28 protein-coding genes and 3 pseudogenes are annotated in these 22,920 nt (G+C 39.9%); 3 read left to right on the top strand and 28 right to left on the bottom strand.

Features of this window, described 5'->3' with window-relative positions; all coding sequences use genetic code 11:
- Positions 1 to 61: 61 nt before the first annotated feature.
- A pseudogene (locus CWATDRAFT_RS40045) lies at positions 62 to 343 on the top strand (NF041680 family putative transposase); the annotation flags it as partial.
- Between the two features lie 148 nt (positions 344 to 491).
- Here CWATDRAFT_RS40045 and CWATDRAFT_RS18340 read toward each other — a convergent pair.
- The 5 genes and pseudogenes from CWATDRAFT_RS18340 to CWATDRAFT_RS18320 form a co-directional block, all read right to left on the bottom strand.
- Positions 492 to 887 (bottom strand): annotated as a pseudogene (locus CWATDRAFT_RS18340) (4-Cys prefix domain-containing protein); the annotation flags it as partial.
- Positions 888 to 1,058: 171 nt separating this feature from the next.
- A complete protein-coding gene (locus tag CWATDRAFT_RS18335) occupies positions 1,059 to 1,268 on the bottom strand; it encodes a hypothetical protein (RefSeq protein ID WP_007306440.1) in 210 nt (69 codons plus the stop codon).
- A gap of 74 nt (positions 1,269 to 1,342) precedes the next feature.
- Positions 1,343 to 2,761, bottom strand: coding sequence for a protein adenylyltransferase SelO (locus tag CWATDRAFT_RS18330; RefSeq protein ID WP_007306439.1), 1,419 nt, complete (start codon positions 2,759 to 2,761; stop codon positions 1,343 to 1,345).
- 91 nt (positions 2,762 to 2,852) lie between these two features.
- Entirely contained in the window at positions 2,853 to 5,309 is a 2,457-nt protein-coding gene (locus CWATDRAFT_RS18325) for a pentapeptide repeat-containing protein (protein WP_007306438.1), read from the bottom strand.
- 279 nt (positions 5,310 to 5,588) lie between these two features.
- On the bottom strand, positions 5,589 to 6,965 hold the full coding sequence (locus CWATDRAFT_RS18320) for a gluconeogenesis factor YvcK family protein (RefSeq protein WP_007306437.1): 1,377 nt from the start codon (positions 6,963 to 6,965) through the stop codon (positions 5,589 to 5,591).
- A 127-nt stretch (positions 6,966 to 7,092) separates the two neighbouring features.
- On the opposite strand from CWATDRAFT_RS18320, the gene CWATDRAFT_RS18315 reads away from it, so the two are divergent.
- Both CWATDRAFT_RS18315 and CWATDRAFT_RS18310 read left to right on the top strand, forming a co-directional pair.
- On the top strand, positions 7,093 to 7,713 hold the full coding sequence (locus CWATDRAFT_RS18315) for a DNA-3-methyladenine glycosylase family protein (RefSeq protein WP_007306442.1): 621 nt from the start codon (positions 7,093 to 7,095) through the stop codon (positions 7,711 to 7,713).
- Positions 7,714 to 7,818: 105 nt separating this feature from the next.
- Complete coding sequence (locus CWATDRAFT_RS18310; protein WP_007306443.1) at positions 7,819 to 8,724, top strand: serine/threonine protein kinase; 906 nt, start codon at positions 7,819 to 7,821, stop codon at positions 8,722 to 8,724.
- 27 nt (positions 8,725 to 8,751) lie between these two features.
- Here the strand turns inward: CWATDRAFT_RS18310 and CWATDRAFT_RS34070 are convergent.
- From CWATDRAFT_RS34070 to rplX, 23 genes and pseudogenes are all read right to left on the bottom strand, one after another.
- Positions 8,752 to 10,277 (bottom strand): IS5-like element ISCwa2 family transposase gene (locus tag CWATDRAFT_RS34070; RefSeq protein ID WP_085961754.1). Its coding sequence is split into 2 segments (ribosomal slippage): positions 8,752 to 9,893 and positions 9,893 to 10,277, totalling 1,527 coding nucleotides; the frame shifts between segments, so codons are not numbered across the junction.
- A 138-nt stretch (positions 10,278 to 10,415) separates the two neighbouring features.
- Positions 10,416 to 10,556: pseudogene (locus CWATDRAFT_RS18295) on the bottom strand (VOC family protein); the annotation flags it as partial.
- An 86-nt stretch (positions 10,557 to 10,642) separates the two neighbouring features.
- Positions 10,643 to 11,755, bottom strand: a complete 1,113-nt coding sequence (prfA, locus tag CWATDRAFT_RS18290) for a peptide chain release factor 1 (RefSeq protein WP_007306433.1) — start codon at positions 11,753 to 11,755, stop codon at positions 10,643 to 10,645.
- Positions 11,756 to 11,788: 33 nt separating this feature from the next.
- Positions 11,789 to 11,953, bottom strand: a complete 165-nt coding sequence (locus CWATDRAFT_RS37380; RefSeq protein ID WP_156177896.1) for a hypothetical protein — start codon at positions 11,951 to 11,953, stop codon at positions 11,789 to 11,791.
- Positions 11,954 to 11,998: 45 nt separating this feature from the next.
- A complete protein-coding gene (gene rpmE / locus CWATDRAFT_RS18285) occupies positions 11,999 to 12,253 on the bottom strand; it encodes a 50S ribosomal protein L31 (protein ID WP_007306432.1) in 255 nt (84 codons plus the stop codon).
- 22 nt (positions 12,254 to 12,275) lie between these two features.
- On the bottom strand, positions 12,276 to 12,689 hold the full coding sequence (gene rpsI / locus CWATDRAFT_RS18280; protein WP_007306431.1) for a 30S ribosomal protein S9: 414 nt from the start codon (positions 12,687 to 12,689) through the stop codon (positions 12,276 to 12,278).
- Positions 12,689 to 13,174, bottom strand: coding sequence for a 50S ribosomal protein L13 (gene rplM, locus CWATDRAFT_RS18275; protein ID WP_007306430.1), 486 nt, complete (start codon positions 13,172 to 13,174; stop codon positions 12,689 to 12,691). The genes rpsI and rplM overlap by 1 nt, the downstream gene beginning before the upstream one ends.
- A gap of 69 nt (positions 13,175 to 13,243) precedes the next feature.
- Entirely contained in the window at positions 13,244 to 14,101 is an 858-nt protein-coding gene (gene truA, locus CWATDRAFT_RS18270; protein WP_007306429.1) for a tRNA pseudouridine(38-40) synthase TruA, read from the bottom strand.
- A 29-nt stretch (positions 14,102 to 14,130) separates the two neighbouring features.
- Complete coding sequence (rplQ, locus tag CWATDRAFT_RS18265) at positions 14,131 to 14,481, bottom strand: 50S ribosomal protein L17 (protein WP_007306428.1); 351 nt, start codon at positions 14,479 to 14,481, stop codon at positions 14,131 to 14,133.
- Between the two features lie 49 nt (positions 14,482 to 14,530).
- The gene (locus CWATDRAFT_RS18260) at positions 14,531 to 15,475 is read right to left on the bottom strand and encodes a DNA-directed RNA polymerase subunit alpha (RefSeq protein WP_007306427.1); all 945 of its coding nucleotides are present in this window, start codon (positions 15,473 to 15,475) and stop codon (positions 14,531 to 14,533) included.
- 103 nt (positions 15,476 to 15,578) lie between these two features.
- Positions 15,579 to 15,971, bottom strand: a complete 393-nt coding sequence (rpsK, locus tag CWATDRAFT_RS18255; RefSeq protein ID WP_007306426.1) for a 30S ribosomal protein S11 — start codon at positions 15,969 to 15,971, stop codon at positions 15,579 to 15,581.
- Positions 15,972 to 16,022: 51 nt separating this feature from the next.
- Positions 16,023 to 16,406 carry a 30S ribosomal protein S13 gene (rpsM, locus tag CWATDRAFT_RS18250; protein WP_007306425.1) on the bottom strand — a complete coding sequence of 128 codons (384 nt, stop codon included), beginning with the start codon at positions 16,404 to 16,406 and terminating at the stop codon, positions 16,023 to 16,025.
- Positions 16,407 to 16,472: 66 nt separating this feature from the next.
- Positions 16,473 to 16,559 (bottom strand): 50S ribosomal protein L36, encoded by an 87-nt coding sequence (gene rpmJ / locus CWATDRAFT_RS34065; protein ID WP_071905617.1) that lies wholly within the window; start codon positions 16,557 to 16,559, stop codon positions 16,473 to 16,475.
- A gap of 177 nt (positions 16,560 to 16,736) precedes the next feature.
- Positions 16,737 to 16,967, bottom strand: a complete 231-nt coding sequence (gene infA / locus CWATDRAFT_RS18245) for a translation initiation factor IF-1 (RefSeq protein ID WP_007306424.1) — start codon at positions 16,965 to 16,967, stop codon at positions 16,737 to 16,739.
- A 162-nt stretch (positions 16,968 to 17,129) separates the two neighbouring features.
- On the bottom strand, positions 17,130 to 17,702 hold the full coding sequence (locus tag CWATDRAFT_RS18240; protein WP_007306423.1) for an adenylate kinase: 573 nt from the start codon (positions 17,700 to 17,702) through the stop codon (positions 17,130 to 17,132).
- A 79-nt stretch (positions 17,703 to 17,781) separates the two neighbouring features.
- Positions 17,782 to 19,101, bottom strand: coding sequence for a preprotein translocase subunit SecY (gene secY / locus CWATDRAFT_RS18235; RefSeq protein WP_007306422.1), 1,320 nt, complete (start codon positions 19,099 to 19,101; stop codon positions 17,782 to 17,784).
- Positions 19,102 to 19,437: 336 nt separating this feature from the next.
- Positions 19,438 to 19,914 (bottom strand): 50S ribosomal protein L15, encoded by a 477-nt coding sequence (rplO, locus tag CWATDRAFT_RS18230; RefSeq protein WP_007306421.1) that lies wholly within the window; start codon positions 19,912 to 19,914, stop codon positions 19,438 to 19,440.
- Between the two features lie 29 nt (positions 19,915 to 19,943).
- Positions 19,944 to 20,465 (bottom strand): 30S ribosomal protein S5, encoded by a 522-nt coding sequence (rpsE, locus tag CWATDRAFT_RS18225; RefSeq protein ID WP_007306420.1) that lies wholly within the window; start codon positions 20,463 to 20,465, stop codon positions 19,944 to 19,946.
- Positions 20,466 to 20,501: 36 nt separating this feature from the next.
- Complete coding sequence (gene rplR / locus CWATDRAFT_RS18220) at positions 20,502 to 20,864, bottom strand: 50S ribosomal protein L18 (RefSeq protein ID WP_007306419.1); 363 nt, start codon at positions 20,862 to 20,864, stop codon at positions 20,502 to 20,504.
- The gene (rplF, locus tag CWATDRAFT_RS18215) at positions 20,864 to 21,403 is read right to left on the bottom strand and encodes a 50S ribosomal protein L6 (RefSeq protein WP_007306418.1); all 540 of its coding nucleotides are present in this window, start codon (positions 21,401 to 21,403) and stop codon (positions 20,864 to 20,866) included. Before rplF ends, rplR begins: the two co-directional genes overlap by 1 nt.
- A 65-nt stretch (positions 21,404 to 21,468) precedes the next feature.
- Positions 21,469 to 21,870 (bottom strand): 30S ribosomal protein S8, encoded by a 402-nt coding sequence (gene rpsH, locus CWATDRAFT_RS18210; RefSeq protein ID WP_007306417.1) that lies wholly within the window; start codon positions 21,868 to 21,870, stop codon positions 21,469 to 21,471.
- A 39-nt stretch (positions 21,871 to 21,909) separates the two neighbouring features.
- Positions 21,910 to 22,455, bottom strand: coding sequence for a 50S ribosomal protein L5 (gene rplE, locus CWATDRAFT_RS18205; RefSeq protein ID WP_007306416.1), 546 nt, complete (start codon positions 22,453 to 22,455; stop codon positions 21,910 to 21,912).
- Between the two features lie 97 nt (positions 22,456 to 22,552).
- Positions 22,553 to 22,900: a 50S ribosomal protein L24 gene (rplX, locus tag CWATDRAFT_RS18200; RefSeq protein ID WP_007306415.1), complete on the bottom strand. Its 348-nt coding sequence runs from the start codon at positions 22,898 to 22,900 to the stop codon at positions 22,553 to 22,555.
- Between the last annotated feature and the right edge of the window lie 20 nt (positions 22,901 to 22,920).

Below are 22,920 nucleotides of genomic sequence, written 5' to 3'. Positions count from 1 at the left end.
ACGCCCAAAGAATTTTTTTGGGGAACAAGTTAGCCGAAAGACGTAGTTCCTTTTCAAGAGTAGGAAGGGCCGAGTTTTTTATCGTCATTTATTCGGGATTCAAATCAAGCCAAATCTTCGGGACATCCCCGTTGGTATGGGGATAAATTTGACCTAAAGAATGACCAAACTGGGACTGAACCTGATGAAGTTCATCATGTTCCCTTTACAAAGAAAAAAGGGTCGTCAATAAACAGTGACTATTTCGGGATGGAAACAGATGTTAATGAGAGGAACTAAAAACTATAAAATGAACAATCACCCCTTTACTTTACTCCAGATTGTTGTCAGAGATCAAGAAAGGGAGCAAAAAATCAACTGAAAACTTAAAAGCTCCTTAGTTTTCCTCAGAATCTATAGATTAGCCCTATTTGTCAGCCAATTTTATTGACTGACAAATAGGGACGATATTTTGGGATTTTAGTTTAGCGTAAAATATACGCTAACAAACTTTTTTTGTCCAAAGTCCAATAAAGGTTATAGCCCTTGACGTATTCTTGAACCAGATAAAATTCTTTATTTTGTTCAAAAAAATCTAATAATCTAGGCACTTGGGGATGATTACCCACTTTTCCCAAGGTTTCTGCTTCTCTTTCAAATAATTCCTTCGCCATTTTATATACTTGGGGGTCATCACTGGCCGGCCGTAGCTGTTTGACAACGCAGATAGGATTGCCTGGAAGGGATAAATCAGCAGCCCCAAAAGTAGCCCCGAAGCCACCTTTTCCTAGAATACCTAGAGGTTGATAACGTTTCTTTAATCGCAGTTGAGAACCGCAAGATTGACAAACTGCCACATTATTGGGGTTTTTGGGTTGGGCGCAAGATGGGTTTACACAGTAGCTCATTCACTCTTACCGATGTCACGTTATGGACTTTGACCAATCGGATAGAAAAAGGGGTCAAGATCACCGTCATACGGTTATCCAGTTCTAATATGCCCGAATCTATCGGGAAAGTAACACCGGAGACACCTGAGTTTGGGAAGGAATATTACTTTTTCCCAAACTCCCCGCATCTTAATCAATGGATATGGTTTGTGGACCGCTACCGTTATCTGTAGTGTTATCACCATAGGTAAAATCGGTCATTCCCTGTTCTTGTAGCCAGGCTTTTAAAGGATCTTCTGATAGTTTTAGCTTAAGTGCGCCGGAAAGTAGTCCTCCAGCAAAGGCAAGGGGTTGCTGGATCAATTCTTTAAAAACGGGTTGTAGCTCGTCGAGAAACACAATTATTCTCCTTGTTTTGTTGAATAGTCTTCATTATAACTATGTTTAACAGAAGCAATTCCATGAACAACTTTTTATTTGACTTGAATTTTGTTAACTAATTCATTAAAAGGTTGCCAATTATCTTCATTCGCGATCGCTTCCCATACTAACTCAATTTGTGGTCTTAATAAGGGGATTTGACTATTAAATTGATTGATAGTTTTCCTGATTTGCTCTAATTTTTCTGGGGAGATTTTACTTAAAGTTTTACTATATATTTTTCGCCAATTTTTCCAATAAATGTCATCCAAATTACTATTTTCTAAGATAGTTGTTTCATTTTGCCACCAACCTAGATTAATTTCTGTCATCAAATCGAGGAAAAATTGATGATAACCAACTTGACTTTTCTTCAAGGCATCTACGGTTACCTCAACTAACTCTTTTCCATCTTCAACTAACCCGAAAAGCCCTAGTCTTTTTAACATTTCTTGAGTATAAGCTGTTTGATAATAATCATCAAACTTATTTAAAGCTGTTTCTAAAATTTTAGGAGAAATAAGGGTCATTAATGGTAAGTGTAACATCTCCAAGTTAACCCTAACAATGAATGATTGATTCCCATAGCAATAGCGTTTAGAATAATCAAAATAAGCTGCGGTAAAAGAAGAATCATAGGTGGGAATGAAAGCATAGGGACCATAATCAAAACTTTCCCCTGTAATGGACATATTATCTGTGTTCAATACCCCATGACAAAACCCTGCTGCCATCCATTGCGCTGTTAATTGGGCGTGACGTTTTACTAATTCTTGGTAAAATAAACTATAACAATCAGGAGATTTTAAGTCAATTTTTGGATAATAAATATCAATCACAAAATCCAATAATTTTTTGATTAAATCTGGCCTTTTGATATAGTATAAACGCTCGAATGTGCCAAAGCGAATATGAGAACGACTCATGCGAATCATAACAGAAGAACGAGTAGGAGAGGGTTCATCTCCTCTCCATAAAGATTCCCCTGTTTCTACTAAACTTAAACAACGGGAAGTTTTGACCCCCATTCTGTGTAAGGTTTCTGCTGCGAGGACTTCTCTTACCCCTCCTTTTAAGGTTAATCTACCGTCACCACCACGAGAATAAGGGGTTACTCCTGACCCTTTGGTGCCAAAATCGTATAATTCTGCATCTACTCCTCTGACTTGTCCATAGAGGAACCCTCTACCGTCTCCTAGAGAGGGATTATATTGCCCAAATTGATAACCATGATATCGTAGAGCAAGAAAGGGTCTGATTCCTTGAAATTTGCCAAAAGCTTCGATAAAATGTCTGTCATCTACATCGTTGGATGATAAACCTAATTGGGTTAATAAATCATCGTTACGAAACCTTAAAATATGTTGAGGAAATTGCGCTGCTGCTACTTGATCATAATAGTCTTCCCCTAAATTTTCTAAAGCGGGTTCGTAATTAAGATTGAGAAAAGGATTATCTCCGTTTAAAGTCATAAGGTTATTTCAGTTATTAGTAAACAGTTATCAGTAACCAGTTATCATTGTTTTAATTCTACCTAATATCTTGATTTATTGTTGTAATTGATCAGCTATCATTCATAATTCCTTGGGTATTACTGAGAATAACATCCCTTAGGTCTGCATTGGTTAGGTCTGCATTAGTCAGGTTTGCATTGGTTAAATTGGCACCGCTCAATTTAGCTTTCACTAAACTCACTCCCGTTAAATTTGCGTTTTCTAAATTCGCTGCAATTAGTTTAGCACGATTGAGGTTACTATATTGTAAATTAGTTCCTGATAAATTGGCACCGATGAGGTTAATATTTTCTAAATTGAGGTGTGGTAAATTCATGTTAGAGAGTTCCGCTTGTTGAAAATTTCTTTCTCCTAAGCGATACCTTTGTAATAATTCTGCTGCTTCTGTGACCATTATTTCTCTTTGTTCTGGACTCCGATAAGTTATTGTAAATTTATCTTTTTGTTTGAGAACATTTTCTAACTCTTGGTATAAGGAATAATTACCAATTCCACTCATAGTTAACCATCCCTGCGATCGCGTCATCGCAACGAATAATTGATTACGGAATAATAGGTTATCTTCTGCTTTAGAAATGTGATCTAATCCAACAATATAAACCATGTCTGCTTCTTGTCCTTTGGCACGATGAATACGAGAGATTGTCACTGCGCCTTCATACCAAAATTGATTTTTAAACCCCTCTTGGCTTAAATCATTACATCTTTTACTTCCTGGAATATAAATATCAATCCCTTGTCTCATCAGAAAACTAGCAATGGTTTGTTGTAAGCGAAAAGAATCAAAATAATCACCCAAAATCAAAACTAAAATCTCTTTACTTGGTCGAAGTCCATCCTGACGTAAATCATTATATATCTGTTTATATAAAGCACTAATTTCTTGTTGTCTTGATAAATATTTATTAAACTTAATCAATGAATCTTGACAATTATCATGCAAGGGATTAGGTGAATTTTCTAAAGGTCTAGTAATGGTTATCTTGTCCCCATCTTTTAACTCTCCTTCAACTTCATAACCTAAACTTTGCCAATCTTTTTTATCGCTTATTCCTGTTAATATTCCTTGGGTACGTAACCATCCCATTCCCATAGCGTGGGCAGCAATAATAATCAAATGAGGTGTCCTATAACAACGAGACATAATCTCTGTTTTATTAATTCCATTTTCATATTTTCCCGTAACAATATTACCTAATTCTTTGCCAAAAATTTCACTGGGATGGGGAACTTCTAGATTATCTAAACTCTGTAATTCATCATAAGCCCAAATCAATCTTCTTTGTTTAATGTCCACAGCATCAACGGGACGTAATGCTTGATAAGCTAACCAATAAAAAGGCTGTTTTTCTTGATAATGCCAATTTTTAACCATGAAATCTTGTCCTTCGTCTATTAAAATTGCATCAAAAATATGAGGTATAGCGGTTTGATTTAAGAGGCTAAAACAGACTTCCCCCAATGCTTCTGATGGTTGTTGAAACGTGGTTTGATTAACCCCCAAAGGAACCACTCCTGTTACTTGACACAAAAAGCGATAAAATCCCAATTGTTCTCGAGAACCCCAACCATGAAAAACTTGTAATTGTTGATTATTTATATTGTATGTTTGTTGTTGATGACTAAAATATCTAACCCATTGATCGATTTGTTGTATAATTTCTCCATAAAGACTACGAGAGAAGAAAACAAAAGCAATTTTCCAATCAGGATTCTTTAGGTGCATAATTGCTGCTTTTTGACAGAGTAAAACGGTTTTACCAGAACCAGATACTCCTCGTATTCGTTGAAAGCCTTTTGGAATTTGTTTGGCAATTTTTTCCTGTTCTAAGTCAAATTCATGAATATGATTTCTAATTTTTTGTATCATTTTACCTTTACTATTATTTCCTCCTAAAACTTTATGGTTTTTTTTACATAAAATAGGGGTTCCCGATAGAGTATTAAGAATTAAATTCCATTGATAGTTATTTATTTTTTGTCCGACAATAATTCCTGGTGCTTGCTGAATAATTTTCCGAGTTGTTTCTAATGAAAGAAGATGATCTTCAAAGAGAATAGGAGGGTTACTAATAAGTTTATGAAATCCTTTTGTTTGCCATTGTTTTGTAGTAATAAAAGGTAAAGCAATTAATACTTTGGCTGGAATTTTATTTGATAAACTGGGTTCTTGATTAAAGTATTCTAATAAAGAAAATAATTGATTTTCTGCTTGTTGATAAGGTTTACCTTCACCTGTATAAAAGTTTTGATAAGTCCAACAGTGTCCCTGAATACTAACAATTTGATCAATCAATAAAGACTTGACTTCAATAACTACTAATCCTAGCTCAGAATCAACGATTAAAATATCAGCTTCTTTCCTTATTTTTCCCCGCAAAGGAAAAATAGGATAACGCCAATAAATTAGGCATTTTCTTTGATAAAATGCTTGTTTGATTTTCTCCCATACTATCTTTTCTCCCCTCTGTCCCCTATCATTAAAAGCTCCAGTGGTAATAAACATTGTAGGCTATAACATAAAACTAATATAATTCTAATACTTAATAACTGGAAGCATCCTATTTTTTTCAAAGCATAACCCAGAATAACCATAAAACAAGGGTTTTAGCATATCTTAAAAAACTCTTACGGTAAAATTGGGATACTCCCTAATATAGCGTTTCTCGGACTCAATATGTACACCTAATATCGAGCCTCCGAACTCCGATCTCCGATCTCCTAAAACTAGAAAACTCTGTACCTCACAAGTATGAGAAGTGCTATAAACGACCTAAGCCTGTTGTTAATTCTTACTATACCAACGGAACAAAACTCGAGCTAATCGTTGGGGATTATGACTGACTTTCGCCGTCATTTCATCTTCATCCATAATATTAGCTAAAACAATACGACATCCTAAATTAGTTACATCTTCTTTGTCTAAAAATACAGGATGAGATTTTTCTTTAGCATAATGTTTTATGACGACAGGAGAAGGAGAAGTTCGTTGTACTAAAACAGCATCAAATATTCGTTTACCGCAAACACCATTAATAGCTTTAATATGATCAGATACGCTATAACCATCGGTTTCCCCCGGTTGAGTCATGATATTACAGACATAAATACGAGGAACTTTTACCTTAGCCAAAGCCTCTCTAATCTCGGGAACCAGAAGATTAGGAATGATACTGGTGTAAAGGCTTCCTGGTCCCATTACAATATAATCAGCTTCATGAATTGCCTGTAAAGCAGCGGGTAAACCAGGAGGATTTTCAGGAAAACAACCAATTTGACGTATTTTGCCGCCAGCTTCGGTAATATGAGATTCTCCTTCCACAAAACGACCATCATCCAACCTAGCCCATAAACGGACATCGCTTAAGGTTGCAGGTAAGACTTTACCACGAACAGCTAAAACTTTGGAACTAGCTGCGATCGCCTTTTCAAAATCTCGTCCGGTAATGGCTGTCATGGCCGTTAAGAACAAGTTACCTAAACTATGGCCTGTGAGTCCTTCTCCAGCTTGAAAGCGGTATTGAAACAACTCCGTTAACAACTTTTCTTCATCGGCTAAAGCAGCCATACAGTTACGAATATCTCCAGGGGGTAAAACCCCAATTTCTTCCCTGAGTCTTCCTGAAGACCCGCCATCGTCTGCTACGGTGACAATGGCGGTAATATTAGCACTATACTGTTTTAAGCCCCGTAATAGGGTGGATAGTCCCGTTCCTCCCCCAATGGCCACAATTTTCGGACCACGATGTAAACGACGATGGTTTAACAGGCGATCGACCAATTGTTGATCGCTATCAGGAAAGGCATCGGTTATGGACCCCACTGTACGACTTTGTCCCCATAGTAGGAGAAATAGTCCCAATAACACAGCCACAGGACCAGAAATATAGTTAGGAACGTAGGTGGTAATGATTTCGAGGAGTTGGGAGATTAAATCTAAAAGAAAATAAATGGGAGTCAGTTTTGCCCAAATGGCTAAGCCTAACAACGATAAAAATAAACCTGTGGCACTAATGAGTAACCAACGTTTGATGAATAGGCCAGGAGATAGCCATTTAAACCAACGATTAACCCGTTTTGGGGTTCTTTGACCAACCATTGACCATTTTCCCTGCTTGGGGGAAAGTTTGCGTATTGCTTGCTGTAAAGGGGTAATAGGCATAGGTCATGATCACCAGGAGTAAGTTATAAAGAACGTTAATATAATGTTTTATGGAAACGTTAGCACAAAATTTATAATTATGACGATTCCCAGTCTGTAAAGTTCGAGTCTTATGGGTGGTATTTTTATGAGTTCTCCGATTTATTGGCAAGACGCTAAGGAATATTTAAGGTCAAACGATGCTATTTTAGCCGATATCATTGCGTTATATCCATCAGAAACCATGATTAATTATCATGATGCTTTCTTAACTTTGGTTAAAGCTATTATCGGACAGCAAATTTCTGTTAGTGCAGCTAATGCCATTAATCAGAGAGTAGAATCTTTATTAGGAGAAATTACCCCTGAAAATTATCTAGAAACCGATCCTCAATTGTTACGCAAGTGTGGTTTGTCTCGGCAAAAAATTGCCTACATCACTAATATTACACAAGGATTTAAAGACGGTATCTTAACCCCTCAAGCTTGGTCAGAGATGACTGATAAAGCAGTTATAGCTCAATTAACTTCTATTAAAGGAATTGGTCCCTGGACAGCACAAATGTTTTTGATTTTTCATTTACATCGTCGGGATATTTTTCCTCTGGCTGATCTGGGTTTAATTAATGCTATTCAGCTTCATTATGGCAGTGAAAAGGCTTTAAGCAAAGGAGAAATCAAAGAACTTTCACAACGTTGGAAGCCTTATCGTACAGTAGCAACGTGGTATTTATGGCGTAGTCTTGATCCTGTACCTGTTCAATATTAACAAATGATAATTTTAGTCCTATTAAACCCATTAAAACCCAATTAGTATCATCAACTGTCACAAAAATTGTTACAATTAAGAGCCTATTATTATTAGCTAACTTTTATGATACCTTCCTACCGAAAAGACTCCCTTGAACAACATTATAAAATTATTAACCAACTCGGTAAGGGAGCAATGGGAATAACTTATGCAGCAGAAGATGTCAACACAGGTCAAAAAATCGCTCTCAAAGTCATCTCGTTACAGAATCTAAGCGATGCTAAACATCTAGAATTATTAGAACGAGAAGTTACAGTTTTAAAGCAATTAAATCATCCCAATATTCCTCAATATATTGATTACTTTCAATTAAAAGAAGATAATAAATTATACCTTGTACAAGAGTTAGTGCTAGGAAAAAATCTAAATCAGCAAGTAGAATCAGGACTGAGATTAACAGAAGGAGAAGTTAAGAATATCGCACAACAAGTTCTTTACATTCTTGACTATTTGCACAATTTTCAACCTAGTATTATTCACCGAGATATTAAACCCCATAACTTGATTCTTGGGGATGATGTAAAAATATTTTTAGTAGATTTTGGTGCGGTTCATAATGCTTATTATAATACCATGATAGGGGGAACAGTTGGCATTGGAACCATTGGTTATATGTCCCCGGAACAACAAATAGGTAAACCCGTTCCTGCTTCTGACTTATATAGTTTAGGGAGAACATTACTTTATCTATTAACCAATCGTCCTCCCGATCATTTATTGGCGCATAAAGAAACAGTTAATCTTGATCATATTCGTGATTATATTCAACTATCTGATGAATTTATACAGTGGTTAGAAAAGATATTAGATCCTGATGTAGATGAGCGTTTTTATTCAGCAAAAGAAGCATTGAACTCATTAAAAAATACTAAGTCAATTAACAAAGAAAAAAATAGTCAAATTGGATGGTTCGCTTTGATATGTCTAGGAGTTGCTAGTGTTACATTAGGGACTTTTTCTTATAATTAGGGTTTGCTGAAAAAGTTTCTCCAAAATTTATGCCACTTTTGACCAAGAATTTTCTGACAAATCAATAAGTTTTAGTACATAAAAATTGTTTAAAGTATAATCAAAATTAATGAAAGGCGGTTTGATGAGTTCTCCTGTTCTATTATTAGTAAATAAGGACAAAAAAAGCGACAAAAACTGCCTCAGAAGTTTAGAAAGATTGACAACTAAAAATGTAATAGCAATAGATGTAATGGAGGTTTCAGGGAGTTTTGTCATCACGAGATTTAGGCTAAATCTTCGTTTAGCTTGTCCAAACTTTCCCTCAATAGCATTACGGAAGCATTCATCGGAGTGGGCTTGTTTCTTTTCTTCTTCACTGACATTTTTCGGAGGTCTTCCTAACTTCGGACCACTGATTCTTATCCTTCTTTCCTTACACCAATTTCTGTTTTCCCTAGTTCGATAAATTTTATCTACATGGACGGATTCGGGATAATAGCCAAACGTTTCTTTATACTTTTCTACTTGTTCTTTTAAATGACAAGATTCATTGAAGTTTTCCCAACTTATTTTGTCTAGAAACACATAGTTATCTACACAGCTTACTGAGAGTTTAGCTCCAAACTCTATTGGTTTTCCTGCTTTTCCCCTCACTATTGGACGAATATGCGGTTGAGTTAAACTTACAATTCTTTGAGGAACACTCTGGGTCTTATTCTCCCACATTGACTGTTGTTGTTCATAAACTTTTTTGATAGTCTCTAGACAATTTTTCTGTCTTTTACTCAGATTTTCCAGGGAAGCCCCAGCTTGAATTAAGTCTTCTATATTTCCTAAATTTTTCTTAAGGTATTTTAACTGTTTCCCGATAGCTTTTCTTCTTTCTTGATAAGATACTTTTCGTTTTTTAGCTACTTTTAAGTATTCCTTTCTAGCAATTATTCTAGAAGTTCTCGGCTTTTTTCTCAATTTTACTCTTAATGGTTTATAACGATTATCTATTATTCTTTCTGTCTCAATTCTGGCTTGATTTAATATGCCTAAATCCGTTGGGTATTTGATGTCTGCTGGCGCACAAGTCGCATCTAAAATTAGTTTACCTTTATTTTTTATTTTTTCTCCTTTTTCTTGGAGACAATCCTTTTTTTTTACTTCTTTATCACTCTTGTCTATTTCTCTTTTTACTATTTTTTATTGATTTTGTTTATCAATTCTCCATCAATTCTTTTCCTAAAATGAACTAGCATTGAAGATTCCAGTGGTGGCTCTTGTTGATAACAATTTAAACCTATAAAGTATTGTAGATAGGGATTTTCTCTAATCTGTTCTATAGTTTCTCTATCACTTGTTCCTAATTTTTCCTTAATAATTAATGTCCCTAATGCCATTCTAAATAGTTTGGCTGGCGCACCTTTTTCTGCTGAAAAAAGTTTAGCAGATTCTTCCTCAAAATCATCCCAAGGTATCAACTCTGCCATGATTACCCAACGATTATTGGGGGACAATTTGCCCTCGAAAGGTAATTCAAATTTTTCTGGGGGCGGTAAAGGTTGCTCCTCTTTTCGATACATTTGTTCTTGACCAACAACTGGGAGGTGTTTCTACCAATTATAGCGGTTTGTAGCCGACAAAGCTGATCTTTTTTGCGATCGCGAATATGGGTGTAACCTTTTAAAGAATAGGGTTTTGCTTTTATTCAGCAAACCCTAATTACCTATTTGATACCAAACCCCAGGATATTTCAAAGGGCGATCAACCTTTTCTAAACCTAAAATATCGCCATAAAAATGCTCAGCTTTCTCTAAATCAGACACTAAAATAGCAGTATGAAGACATTGAATAATAGTCATTTTTCCTACCCTTCAATAAACAGTTGAAAACCGATGAAACAATAACTCCGAACTCCGAACTCCGAACTCCGAACTCCGAACTCCCATTAAGTAATAGAATCAGCGGTTTCAGGAGAATTAGCCAACTCTGCTAAACGTTCCTGTTGATCTTGAGAAATACAAGACTCAATAATATTATCAATATCCCCTTCTAACGCTCCCACTAGAGCGAAATTTTGACTCAAACGATGATCAGTAACACGATTATCCTTGTAATTATAAGTACGGATTTTTTCAGAACGAGATCCCGTCCCCACCTGCGATCGCCGCATCGAACTCACAGCTTCTTGTTGTTCCCGTAACTTCATCTCATATAACTTAGCCCGTAAAATTTGCATAGCTCGTTCACGGTTTTGCAACTGCGATCGCTCCTCAGTACAAAAAATCCTAATACCCGTAGGTTTGTGCATTAAATCAACTGCTGTTTCCACCTTGTTAACATTTTGTCCACCAGCACCCCCGGATCGTGCCGTAGTCATTTCAATATCTTTAGGATCGATTTCAATTTCCACGTCATCCACTTCCGGCATAATAGCCACTGTAGCAGTAGAAGTATGAACCCGTCCCCCTGCCTCCGTCACAGGAACCCGTTGCACCCGATGAACTCCAGCTTCAAACTTGAGCTTACTATAAACCTGTTCCCCAGTAATTTCGAGAATAGCCTCCTTAAAGCCACCCATATCAGCCAGAGACTCGCTTACCAGCTTAACATTCCATCGTTGGGACTCAGCATAACGAGAATACATCCTAACTAAATCTCCAGCCCAAATACTAGCTTCATCCCCACCGGTTCCGGCGCGAATTTCTAACATAATATTCTTATCATCGTTAGGATCACGGGGTAATAAAAGAATTTTCAGCCGTTCTTCTAATTGTTCTATATTTTCTTCCAACTCACTCACCTCCATAGAGGCCATTTCCCTCATTTCAGGATCGCTACCAGCTTCTTTAAGAATTTGTTTTGCCCCTTTTAATTCCTCTTGTGTTTCCTGCCAAGTCTGATAAGTATTAACAGTTTCCTCCAAAGAAGAGCGCAATTTTGCCACCCGTTGTAACTCATCGGGGTTAGTAGCGATATCAGGATCAGCCAAACGACGGGTTAATTCCTGATAAGTTTGTTCAACGGATTGTAATTTTTCTAATAAATAAGATTCAGCCATAATATTTCTCTAATTTAATAATAATTCGCTTAACTAGGTAAGCAAAAATAAACGGAAGCCTGTAGTGAGTCCTTTAGGACGATAAACATAGTCATCATCAAGACTAAAGCCTGTAGTTAGTCCTTTAGGACTATAAAGACAGTAATCATCAAGACTAAAGTCTTGACTACGAGCTATTCTATGTTCACTAATAAACAACAACCCAGCAGAAACTCTGCTGGGTCATATATTTGACTCTGTTCGCTATTTTTCGGAAGCATCTGTTTCGGCTGCTTTTTTCTTGCTTTTTTTGCCAATCATAGCGTAACGTTTTTGGAAACGATCAACCCGTCCCTCTGTATCAATAATCTTCTGGGTTCCGGTGTAGAAAGGATGATTACCAGACCAAACTTCAACATGAATCTCAGGTTGAGTCGATCCCACAGTCAGAACTACTTCTCCGTTACAAATAACCTTTGCTTCAGGATACCAAGTCGGATGAATCTCAGCTTTTGCCATAATTTTTGTCTCCTTATTAAATTTATCGTTTAGAGTATTGAGGAGCTTTACGCGCCTTGTGTAACCCATATTTTTTCCGTTCTTTAGCACGAGGATCACGGGTTAAATAACCTTCTGCTTTGAGGGGGGGACGATTTTCAGGGGCCAACTCACATAAGGCTCTAGCTACACCTAATTTAATAGCATCAGCTTGACCGGTTAAACCACCGCCATGAGCATTGACAAGAATATCATAATCACTTTCTAATCCTAACGTTTCTAGGGGGCCTTGGATATTTTGAAGATAGCTAGGGATGCGATTGAAGTAGATATTGCCTGGTTTTTTGTTAACCACAATTTCGCCACTACCAGGAACGAGACGGACTCTGGCCACTGCTGATTTACGGCGGCCTGTTCCCCAATAAACGACTTTATCTTTATTTTCGGTTGCTTCCATTATTTATCTCCGTTGGGAATAGTGTTTAAGGTTAATTCTTGGGGTTTTTGAGCTTCATGGGGATGGTTTGGCCCTGGATAGACTTTCAACTTAGTAAACAGTTGACGACCCAAAGCGTTTTTGGGTAGCATCCCCTTAACAGCTTTTTCGATAATGCGCTCAGGAATGCGTTTTTGTAGCTTCTCAAAGGTTTCTACCTTCATACCACCCGGTCTTCCGGAGTGACGACGATATAATTTTTGAGAGCTTTTGCGACCGGTAACTACTACTTTCTCAGCATTAATAACGATCACAAAGTCCCCTGTATCCATGTGGGGAGTGTAGATCGGCTTATTTTTGCCCCGTAAAATATTAGCCACTTCCGAAGCGAGTCTTCCTAAACGCTGATCCGTTGCGTCTATGACATACCATTGCTTGTCAAGCATTTCTGGTTTGAGGATTTCCTCTTTAACCATTTTAGGTGTGGGTGTAATTGTTTTGTTCATAGATAATACATAAAGTAAAAGATTAACTAGAGTGGTTTTTTGTGGAACTCAAAAGACAGAAGAGAAAAACTACTCCATAACTGCCCTGACATTTTCCCTGTACCCCCGAAAACAAAACAAGGGTTGAGTATCAAACCAAATATGAGAAGATAGGGGAAAATCGGGATAACCCACTCTTAATAAACATAAACCCTTAGCCGGGGCAGAATATTTAACCAGTTCACGCCGTTGGTTTTGCCAAATATCTGTAAAATTGTGCAGCGATCGCTTACCACTGCCCACTTCTACCAACATCCCCACTAATAACCGTACCATTCCGTATAAAAACCCGTTGGCTTGGATTTCCAAATGAATAAACGGCCCTTGACGATAACATTGAGTGTCTTGGACTTCCACCCAGGAATGATGACGGTGAGAACCGGCACGACGAAAGGCAGCTAGATGGTGTTTACCCAACAAAGGATTTAAGGCTTTTTGCATCAATTCCACGTTTAGAGGCTCATAATAATAGTGCCAACTAAAGGGCTTCACAAACAAGTTTGGGCATTTATCGGTATAAAAGCTATAACGATAACGTCGCCAGAGAGCCGAAAATCGTGCGTGCCAAGTTGCAGGAACCCCCTGTGAGCCTCGAATTAAGATATCTTCAGGCAGCCTGTGGTTTAAAATATCTGCCCATCGTTGGGGAGGAATGGGGCTAACATAGTCGAAATGGGCAACTTGAGCCGCAGCGTGAACCCCCGCATCGGTTCGGCCTGCTCCATGAATAGGAGTGTGATAGCCTAGAACCTGGGCAATAGCTGTTTCTATGTCTTCTTGAACGGTTCGCTGGTTAGGTTGTCTTTGCCAACCATGAAAACGACTTCCCTGATACTGGATCACCAGGGCAACTCGTTTTTGGTCGGGGTGTTGTTGTAAACTTTCCATAGACAAACCGTCTTACGGCTTTTAGCAGCCTACATTAACTCAATGATGGCCATTTCCGCATTGTCTCCCCGACGACGAACCGTCCTTACAACACGGGTGTATCCTCCCTTACGGTCTTTGTAACGTTCTGGGGCATTAGCAAATAACTTATGGACCAAATTTTTATCGTAAAGATAACTTATGGCTTTACGTCTAGCTGCTAATGACCCATCTTTGGCTAAAGTGATTATTCGGTCTACTTCAGAACGAACGGCTTTAGCACGGGTTTTAGTGGTTTTAATTTGACCATGACGAATTAACTCTGTTGCCAGCGATCGCAATAAAGCTTTTCGTTGGTCGGCTGGTTTGCCCAACTGAGGGACACGACACCGATGACGCATAGTTGTTTTTCCTCCCTAACGTAATGGAACAGTTATGGTTGCTCAAGCACTAAGCTTTGGCTTTTTCTTGGGGTAACGTAATCCCCAAACGTTTTTGTAGGGCTTCAATGACTTCTTCAGCCGATTTCTGCCCAAAGTTTTTAATTTCCAAGAGATCCTCTTGACTATAATCCAATAAGTCAGCCACCGTATTAATTTGCGCCCGTTTTAAGCAGTTGTAAGCCCTTACGGATAACTGTAATTCTTCGATAGGAATCTGACTTTGAGGATTTTCTTCGTCTGGGTATTCTTGAACGGCGGTTTCCAGTTGATTGAGGTCTTTGAGGGGATTAAATAAGTCCACCAAAATATCCGCTGCTTTGGATAAGGCTTCTTTGGGGTTAAAACTCCCATTAGTCCAAATCTCTAGCATAAGACGGTCTTTAGCTTCCCCTTCTTCTCCACGAATACTCTCTACACTGTAATTCACCTTGGTAACAGGCATAAACACAGCATCGATCTGTAAGAAGTCCAGGGCTGCCGGTTCTTCGCTAGACCTTTCTACTGGTACATACCCCACCCCTTTTTCGATGCGGAACTCCATCTCTAGTTTTGCTCCCTCGGTTAAGGTAGCAATAGGTTGGGTTGGGTTCACCACTTCCACTTCTGAGGGTAACTCAAACTGGCCGGCTGTGACATGGGCCGCCCCCGTAGCCACTAACCGACCAATCTGGGGCTGCTCTGTATAGCTTTTGAGAACGATCTCTTTCATGTTTAACATGATTTCTAAGACATCTTCTCTCACCCCAGGAATGGTGGCAAATTCATGATTTACCCCTCCAATGCGGATGGCTGTCACTGCTGCCCCTTCTAAGTTGGCTAATAACACCCGTCTCAGGGAATTGCCAACGGTTGTCCCTTGACCCCGTTCTAACGGTTCCAGGACAAATTTACTATATTGACTCTGATTTTTCTGAGTCTTAGATTCTATACACTCAATCTGAAATTGCGTCACGTCTAGTGACCTCCCTTCATTGTCAAATGCCTCCCAGACACTTTAAGAGCGTGTCTGTCCTAACGCCAATTATTCCTAGTCTGATGAAGATGGGTGAGGTTGGCTAAACTCTTCGTCTTTTTGGAGGACGACAGCCGTTATGGGGAATAGGGGTAACATCACGAATTAGGGTAATTTCTAATCCTGCCCCTTGTAATGCGCGGATCGCTGTTTCTCGACCGGCTCCAGGTCCGCTTACCATCACTTCTATTTGCCGCATTCCCTGATCTATCGCCCGACGGGCTGCTGAGTCGGCTGCGGTTTGAGCAGCAAAGGGAGTCCCTTTTTTGGCTCCTTTAAAGCCACTGGCTCCTGCTGAAGACCAAGAAACCACATCTCCTTTGGTATCAGAAATGGTGATAATGGTATTGTTGAAAGTGGATTGAATATGAGCCACTCCATTAGGAACGTTTTTCTTTTGTCTTTTTGGTCCGCCTTTTTTTGTTGGTCGCGCCATAATTTTTCGCTAAAATGTCTCTGTAACTGATCAATAGTAAACGAATGGTGATTATTTCTTGGAGGGAGCTTTTTTCTTCCCTGCCACAGTCACCTTCCTACCACGACGAGTGCGGCCGTTTGTTCTTGTCCGTTGTCCTCTCACTGGAAGTCCTTGACGATGACGACGACCCCTATAGGTACCGATATCCGCCAATCGTTTGATATTCATGGCTTCCCATCGTCTGAGATCCCCTTCGATTTGGTAGTTTTCTTCGATGCAGCCCCGTAGCTTGGCCACATCTTCATCGCTTAGGTCTCGCACACGGGTGTCAGGGTTGACACCTGTTTCTGCTAAAATTTCTTGAGCTCGTGATAAACCGATACCATACAGATAGGTTAAGCCGATTTCGACTCGTTTATCCCTTGGCAGGTCAACACCAGATATCCTTGCCACTTTTGTTTTCCCTCTTAGCTTGTTCTTGTTTGTCTATTGTTTCTATGGTATTTGGGAGAGATAATTCTAACCCTGACGATTCTTGTGTTTTGGGTTAGTACACAGTCCCCTGACTCTCCCACGCTGCCGTATAAAGCGACATTTTTCCGACATTTTTTTTGACTGATGGTCTAACTTTCATTGATTTTTCCACAGCAGGACTGCAAGCTTATTATTATAGCAAAATTTGCTTGTCGATGTCAGCTAAATATTGGTTTCAGAGTTGACTATTAGGGGATTATTAGTTATTTAGTTAACAAGATGCTGACTTTTTTAACAGTTCCCCCTATGTTACTTTTTACTCCCTTTTAGCCGATAGGTAATTCTTCCTTTGGTGAGATCGTAGGGGGTTAATTCTACTTTAACCCGATCGCCTGGCAGAATTTTAATATAGTTACGGCGTATCTTGCCGGAAATATGGGCTAATACATTAAACCCATTGTCAAGATCCACCCGAAACATCGCGTTAGGAAGTGACTCGGTTACGGTTCCTTCCATTTCAATTAGGTCTTGTTTTGACACAATCTGATTCCTCGAATAGTATATTTAGTTTAGGGAAGTGTGAATTTCTGTTCTAATCAGACTTTTCTTTATCATAAAAGAGGGATCACAGTCAACTTTCCCTTACATATCTTAGCAAACCTCCTTGTTACTATTGACTTTTTACCGAATTTAATTTCCATCTCAAGTCACCACTGCTTTAAGTGTTTTGGTAACTTCTTGCAGTTCACGGTTACCATCTACGGAAGATAGTCTGTCCTGTTGACGATAATAGTCAAGGACTGGTTGGGTTTTTTCTCGGTAAACTTCTAAACGACGGCGAATGGTCTCTTCGTTATCGTCTTTTCGCCCTTCTTTTTGCCCTCGTAATAACAAGCGATCGATAATCACTGGGTCTGGAACGTCTAAATTAATCGCTTGTTCGGAAAACTTGGCTAATTTATGGAGTAACTTGTCTAAAAATTCAGCTTGAGCAACGTTACGAGGAAAACCGTCTAGAATCCAGCCGTTTTCAGCATCTTTCTCTTTTAACCGTTCTTCGATTAAACCCAATAATAATTCATCAGGAACTAATTCCCCCTTATCCATATAAACTTGGGCTTTTTGTCCTAAAGAGGTTTGTTTAGCGATCGCTGCTCGTAACATTTCTCCGGTAGAAATGTGGGGAATATTAAGTTCTTTGGATAATTCTTGGGCTTGGGTTCCTTTTCCCGAACCAGGGGGACCCAAAAAAATCAATCCCTTCCCTGTACTCATAATTTTTTGTGTTCTCAGTTGTTGTTATTGTTGCCATGAGGTAGAGTTAAGGAACTTGAGACTCCTTAACCCTGATAACCTATTGTTTAATCATGCCCTCATAGCGTTGAGAGATGACATAGGTTTGAATTTGTTTAGCGGTATCGATAGCTACACCCACTAAAATAAGTAGAGATGTTGCCCCTAACCCCCGAAAGGTAGTGACACCGGTTGCCCCTTCCACCAAAGTAGGAACTGTAGCCACAAAACTCAAAAAGATCGCCCCTAAAAAGGTAAGACGGTTTAGTACCCCTTCGAGATACTGTTTGGTTTTTTCCCCTGGACGAAGACCTGGGATACTTGAACCCATTTTTTTGAGGTTTTTCGACACATCTTCGGGGTTAACGATTAAAGAGGCGTAGAAATAGCTAAAAAATAGGATTAATAAGGAATAAACTCCCACATAAACCCAAGTTCCGGGGCGCAAAGCGTTAGCAACTTGTACCAAAACTTCACTCACTGCTCCATCATTACGAAAAAATCCGGCTAGAGACTGAGGTAAAATCAAGACAGCAGAAGCGAAGATAATGGGCATTACACCCCCTAATAAAGTCTTAGGGTAAATAGCTGGTTCTTTCTCGGTAAAGCTTCCGTCCCACTTGACGACGGGCTGAGATAATAGGCACATGCGTCGGGTTCCTTCTTGAACAAAGACCAATACCCCAACAATCATCACCAAAAAGACTAACAAGAGGATCCCCACCTGTGCCGCCGCTTGTCTGCCTCCAGTTTGGGCATAATCGATAGTTTGTCCCAAGGTTCTCGGTAAACTAGCCACAATATTGACAAAAATCAATAATGATGCTCCATTCCCTATGCCTCGTTCTGTAATTAACTCCGATACCCACATAACGAACATGGAACCGGCCGTTAAGGCCAAAACTGTTTCAGGAACGAACCAAAAAGGATCTCCTAAAGCATAGGGACGTAGTAGGCCAATGGTAATGGCGGTACTTTGAATTACAGACCAACCAGCAGCCACATAACGGGTAATCTGAGAAATTTTCCGTCTTCCTGCTTCCCCTTCGTTTTTCTGTAAATCTTCCAAAGCTGGAATAGCTGCGGTTAACAACTGCATGATAATAGAAGCATTAATGAAGGGTAAAATCCCCAAGGCAAAAATACCTAATGTAGAAATACCTCCACCGGTGAAGATATCTAAAAAGCCCAAAACCGAATTATCGCTGATAGCTCTAGCAAATTCTGTGCGATCGATGCCGGGAATAGGAATAAAAATCCCAAAACGAATTAAAATTAGTAAGCCAATGGTAATCAACAACCGCCCTCGTAGGCCGGCGGCTTGAGCCATTTGTAAAAACGTTTCTTGTGCTGTAGGTGTTTTCTCTCTACTGACAACCATTAATGGTAACCTCAGTGATTAACGATATTTTATTAATTGTGACATTTTATCAAACAATTAATAATCGATAATTAATAATTGATAGTTGATAATTATGTTTTAGGGATGCTGGGATTGAGGAAAAATAAGTAATAACCCCAGGGAAATCAAGCCTCTCTATCTGAGTTCGGAGTTATTATTTTTTAAGGAAGGAGAGAATAAGGGTTTGATCCTTCTGATTTGATTCAGTTTTCTCCAATTTTCCTTATATCGAACTCAGGTTGACAATTTTTCTAGAAATTTCCTTATATCGAACTCAGGTTCTCTAAGAAAGGAGAGGTAATGATTCCCTGTCTATTATTCACTATCAGTAGGAGCCGGAGACGGTTGTGATAAGTCTTGACAACTACCTCCGGCGGCTTCGATTTTGGCTTTAGCCGATTTTGTAAAGCCCGCGGCTTTAACCGTCAAAGCAATGCTTAACTCTCCGTTTCCTAAAACTTTCAACGGTCCATCGTTACTGGTAATCAACCCAACTTCCATTAAACTCTCCAGAGTAACTTCGGTGTTAGCTGGCAGACTGTTGAGTTTACTGACATTGATAATGGTGTAATAACTAGGGTTAACCAGAGGAAAATGTTTTAACTTAGGAACCCGACGATAGAGGGGCATTTGTCCCCCTTCAAACCCTGCTTTAGTACCTGTTCCAGAGCGAGATTTTTGGCCCCGCATCCCAAAACCACCACTAGCTCCTTGGCCGCCGGAAATACCGCGACCAATACGGCGACGGCGTTTGGTTGATCCTTTTTGGGGGGTAACTTCGTGTATTCTCATGTTTATTTTCTTGAGATCAAAAACTGTATTTAGGTGTAAAGATGCTCTAGAGGAACCCCTCTTTCTTGAGCCACTTCCGAGAAAGTCCGTAACCCTTCCAGGGCGTTAATCACGGCTCTAGCGTTGTTAAGAGGATTATTAGACCCGAGTTGCTTAGCTAGAATATTTTTCAGTCCAGCCAGTTCTAATACGGTTCTCACGGCTCCACCGGCGATTACACCAGTACCAGGAGCAGCGGGACGGACTATCACTTTAGCCCCACCAGAGACCCCTTTAGCGATATGGGTAATGGAACTAGACTTAGTTAAAGAAACATCGATTAGCTGTTTTTTGCCATCGGCCACCCCTTTACGGACAGCACCGATCACGTCTCCAGCTTTACCCACACCAACGCCCACCTGGCCTTTTTCGTTGCCAACCACAACAATGGCGCGGAAACTGAGTTTTTTACCACCTTTAACCACTTTACTGACCCGACGAATTTGGATAACTCGTTCTTGCCAGTTGCTTTCTTTTGCCTTTTCTCGGCTATTTTTGCGATTTTTTGCCATAGTAATTACCGTTTAGTGTAAAAAATATAATTTGATTTAAAACTGTAATCCGGCTTCCCTAGCTGCCTCAGCCAAGGCTTTGACCCGACCATGATAAATGTTCCCACCGCGATCGAAGACTACTTGTTCGATGCCTTTGGCTTTGCCCCGTTCGGCTACTAATTTACCAACGGCCGCCGATGCTTCACAGGTTGCCCCGGAGGAAACACTCTTTTTGAGGTCGGGGTCAAGGGTAGAAGCCGCCGCTAAGGTATGTTGAGCCACATCATCAATAATTTGGGCATAAATGTGATGATTGGAACGAAAAACCGCTAAACGGGGACAGTCGGGGGTACCACTGACTTTTTTGCGAATGCGTCGATGACGACGTTTTAAAGACTCTCTGCGTGTTAGTTTCATTATTTTTTACCTGCTTTACCTGCTTTACGTCTGACAAATTCATCCACATAGCGAATGCCCTTACCCTTGTAGGGTTCTGGGGGACGAACGGCTCTAATTGTAGCGGCCGTGTTACCAACCACTTCTTTATTGATGCCACTAACGGTAACCATAGTATTGTTTTCAACCTTGACATTAACACCCTTGGGCATGGTCATTTCTACTGGGTTGCTGTAGCCAACGTTGAGGGTTAACTTTGTCCCCTGTGCCTGGGCCCGATAACCAACCCCTTGGATACTGAGGCGTTTTTCAAAGCCTTTAGACACCCCTTCGACCATATTGGCCACTAAGGTACGGGAGAGTCCGTGACGTTCACGGGCGGTACGAGAGTCATCGTCTGTTGTAACAACGACGTTTTCTCCTTCTTGCTTAACGCTAACTTTGGAGGGTAAGTCCAATTCTAGGGACCCTTTTGGTCCTTTGACTGCGATATGTTGCCCCTTGATGTCGATGGTGACTTTATTGGGCAAAGGAATAGGTTTTTTACCAATACGAGACATTTTTTTTATGGGTTATCTGTGATCAGTGAGTTATAACTAGGTTCTTTGGGATATTAAACATTTGCTTACCAAACGTAACAAAGAACCTCTCCCCCGACGTTTTGACGACGGGCTTCTCTGTCTGTCATGATCCCTTTGGAGGTGGAAATGATGGCAATGCCAATGCCTCCCAGGACACGGGGTAAGTCTTTGCGATTGGAGTATACTCGCAATCCTGGTTTACTAACCCTTTTGAGGGTATTAATAATCGGCTGACGGCCTCTTGATTTATATTTTAGGGAGATGACGAGATGTTTTTTGACCCCTTCTCCTGCTTCCTCAAACCCTTCGATAAAGCCTTCTTCTTGGAGAACTTTGGCGATACTGCGGGTCATTCTGGTAGTGGGAACAATAGTTGTTGGGTGGCGTACCGCACAGGCGTTGCGGATACGGGTGAGCATATCGGAAATAGTGTCGTTAGTTGCCATTATAAAATGATCGGTTTCTCCTGTAAGGTAAGGACTTGACTAGGTACGGAAGGGCATTCCCATTTCCTTGAGTAAGGCGCGGCCTTCTTCGTCGCTGTTGGCTGTGGTAATGATGGAAACATCCATACCCCGAATTTGATCGATGGTATCGTAATCAATTTCTGGGAAAATTAGCTGCTCCCTTACCCCCAGACTGTAGTTACCTCGTCCATCGAAGCTTTTGGGGCTGATTCCCCGAAAGTCTCTAATTCTGGGTAAAGCGAGGTTAATTAGGCGGTCTAAGAAGGCGTACATTTTTTCGGAGCGGAGGGTAACCATAACACCTACTGGCATTCCTTCACGAATTTTAAACCCGGCGATCGCTTTTTTAGCGCGAGTAACCACGGGTTTTTGTCCGGTAATGGTTTCTAGTTCGCTAATAGAAGATTCTAGGGCTTTGGCGTTTTGGGAAGCTTCTCCGAGTCCTCGGTTAACGGTAATTTTGATTACCTTGGGGACTTGATGAATGTTGGTGTAGCTGAACTGCTGTTGCAGTTTAGGCACAATGGTTTCTTGATAAAAGATTTTAAGTCTTGCTTGGGCCATGATTATTTTTCCTTTTCCCTGGGCTTGGTCAGGGTAACATGGTTAGTTTCTGGGAATAGAAGGGATTTTTGAGGTTCAAAAACCGATAATTTAGCAATTAATCGATTATTTCCCCTGTTTTTTTCAGCATCCGCACTTTACGGCCTTCTTCGGTGAAGGTGTAGCTGATGCGACTGGCCACCTGTTCTTTGGTGGAGTAGAGCATGACGTTAGAACTATGAATAGGAGCTTCAAAGGTGGAAATTTGACCTGATTCTCCCTCTTGTTGAGGTTTAACGTGCTTGGTGCGGACATTAACCCCTTTAACGACGACTTGGCCTGTTTTGGGCAGGGTTTGGGTAATCTCTCCCACTTTGCCTTTATCTCGTCCTGAAATAACTTGAATGGTATCCCCTTTCTTGACGTGCATTTTGTGCCGTTTGGGGGGAGATTTTTTTTTGCTCATTTAGAGTACCTCACGGGTGG

Origin of the sequence: Crocosphaera watsonii WH 8501 (assembly GCF_000167195.1) — a bacterium.
GTDB classification, from domain to species: Bacteria; Cyanobacteriota; Cyanobacteriia; order Cyanobacteriales; family Microcystaceae; genus Crocosphaera; species Crocosphaera watsonii.
Note: the sequence above shows the minus strand (reverse complement) of the source record. Positions and strands in the feature narration are given on the sequence as shown.

What these genes read in the sequence shown, in the direction of transcription:
- CWATDRAFT_RS18330 (WP_007306439.1), bottom strand. Translation starts at nt 2,761, where the DNA reads ATGACTTTAAACGGAGATAATCCTTTTCTCAATCTTAATTACGAACCC.
- CWATDRAFT_RS18325 (WP_007306438.1), bottom strand. Translation starts at nt 5,309, where the DNA reads ATGTTTATTACCACTGGAGCTTTTAATGATAGGGGACAGAGGGGAGAA.
- CWATDRAFT_RS18320 (WP_007306437.1), bottom strand. Translation starts at nt 6,965, where the DNA reads ATGCCTATTACCCCTTTACAGCAAGCAATACGCAAACTTTCCCCCAAG.
- CWATDRAFT_RS18315 (WP_007306442.1), top strand. Translation starts at nt 7,093, where the DNA reads ATGAGTTCTCCGATTTATTGGCAAGACGCTAAGGAATATTTAAGGTCA.
- CWATDRAFT_RS18310 (WP_007306443.1), top strand. Translation starts at nt 7,819, where the DNA reads ATGATACCTTCCTACCGAAAAGACTCCCTTGAACAACATTATAAAATT.
- prfA (WP_007306433.1), bottom strand. Translation starts at nt 11,755, where the DNA reads ATGGCTGAATCTTATTTATTAGAAAAATTACAATCCGTTGAACAAACT.
- rpmE (WP_007306432.1), bottom strand. Translation starts at nt 12,253, where the DNA reads ATGGCAAAAGCTGAGATTCATCCGACTTGGTATCCTGAAGCAAAGGTT.
- rpsI (WP_007306431.1), bottom strand. Translation starts at nt 12,689, where the DNA reads ATGGAAGCAACCGAAAATAAAGATAAAGTCGTTTATTGGGGAACAGGC.
- rplM (WP_007306430.1), bottom strand. Translation starts at nt 13,174, where the DNA reads ATGAACAAAACAATTACACCCACACCTAAAATGGTTAAAGAGGAAATC.
- truA (WP_007306429.1), bottom strand. Translation starts at nt 14,101, where the DNA reads ATGGAAAGTTTACAACAACACCCCGACCAAAAACGAGTTGCCCTGGTG.
- rplQ (WP_007306428.1), bottom strand. Translation starts at nt 14,481, where the DNA reads ATGCGTCATCGGTGTCGTGTCCCTCAGTTGGGCAAACCAGCCGACCAA.
- rpsK (WP_007306426.1), bottom strand. Translation starts at nt 15,971, where the DNA reads ATGGCGCGACCAACAAAAAAAGGCGGACCAAAAAGACAAAAGAAAAAC.
- rpmJ (WP_071905617.1), bottom strand. Translation starts at nt 16,559, where the DNA reads ATGTCGGAAAAATGTCGCTTTATACGGCAGCGTGGGAGAGTCAGGGGA.
- CWATDRAFT_RS18240 (WP_007306423.1), bottom strand. Translation starts at nt 17,702, where the DNA reads ATGAGTACAGGGAAGGGATTGATTTTTTTGGGTCCCCCTGGTTCGGGA.
- secY (WP_007306422.1), bottom strand. Translation starts at nt 19,101, where the DNA reads ATGGTTGTCAGTAGAGAGAAAACACCTACAGCACAAGAAACGTTTTTA.
- rplO (WP_007306421.1), bottom strand. Translation starts at nt 19,914, where the DNA reads ATGAGAATACACGAAGTTACCCCCCAAAAAGGATCAACCAAACGCCGT.
- rpsE (WP_007306420.1), bottom strand. Translation starts at nt 20,465, where the DNA reads ATGGCAAAAAATCGCAAAAATAGCCGAGAAAAGGCAAAAGAAAGCAAC.
- rplR (WP_007306419.1), bottom strand. Translation starts at nt 20,864, where the DNA reads ATGAAACTAACACGCAGAGAGTCTTTAAAACGTCGTCATCGACGCATT.
- rplF (WP_007306418.1), bottom strand. Translation starts at nt 21,403, where the DNA reads ATGTCTCGTATTGGTAAAAAACCTATTCCTTTGCCCAATAAAGTCACC.
- rpsH (WP_007306417.1), bottom strand. Translation starts at nt 21,870, where the DNA reads ATGGCAACTAACGACACTATTTCCGATATGCTCACCCGTATCCGCAAC.
- rplE (WP_007306416.1), bottom strand. Translation starts at nt 22,455, where the DNA reads ATGGCCCAAGCAAGACTTAAAATCTTTTATCAAGAAACCATTGTGCCT.
- rplX (WP_007306415.1), bottom strand. Translation starts at nt 22,900, where the DNA reads ATGAGCAAAAAAAAATCTCCCCCCAAACGGCACAAAATGCACGTCAAG.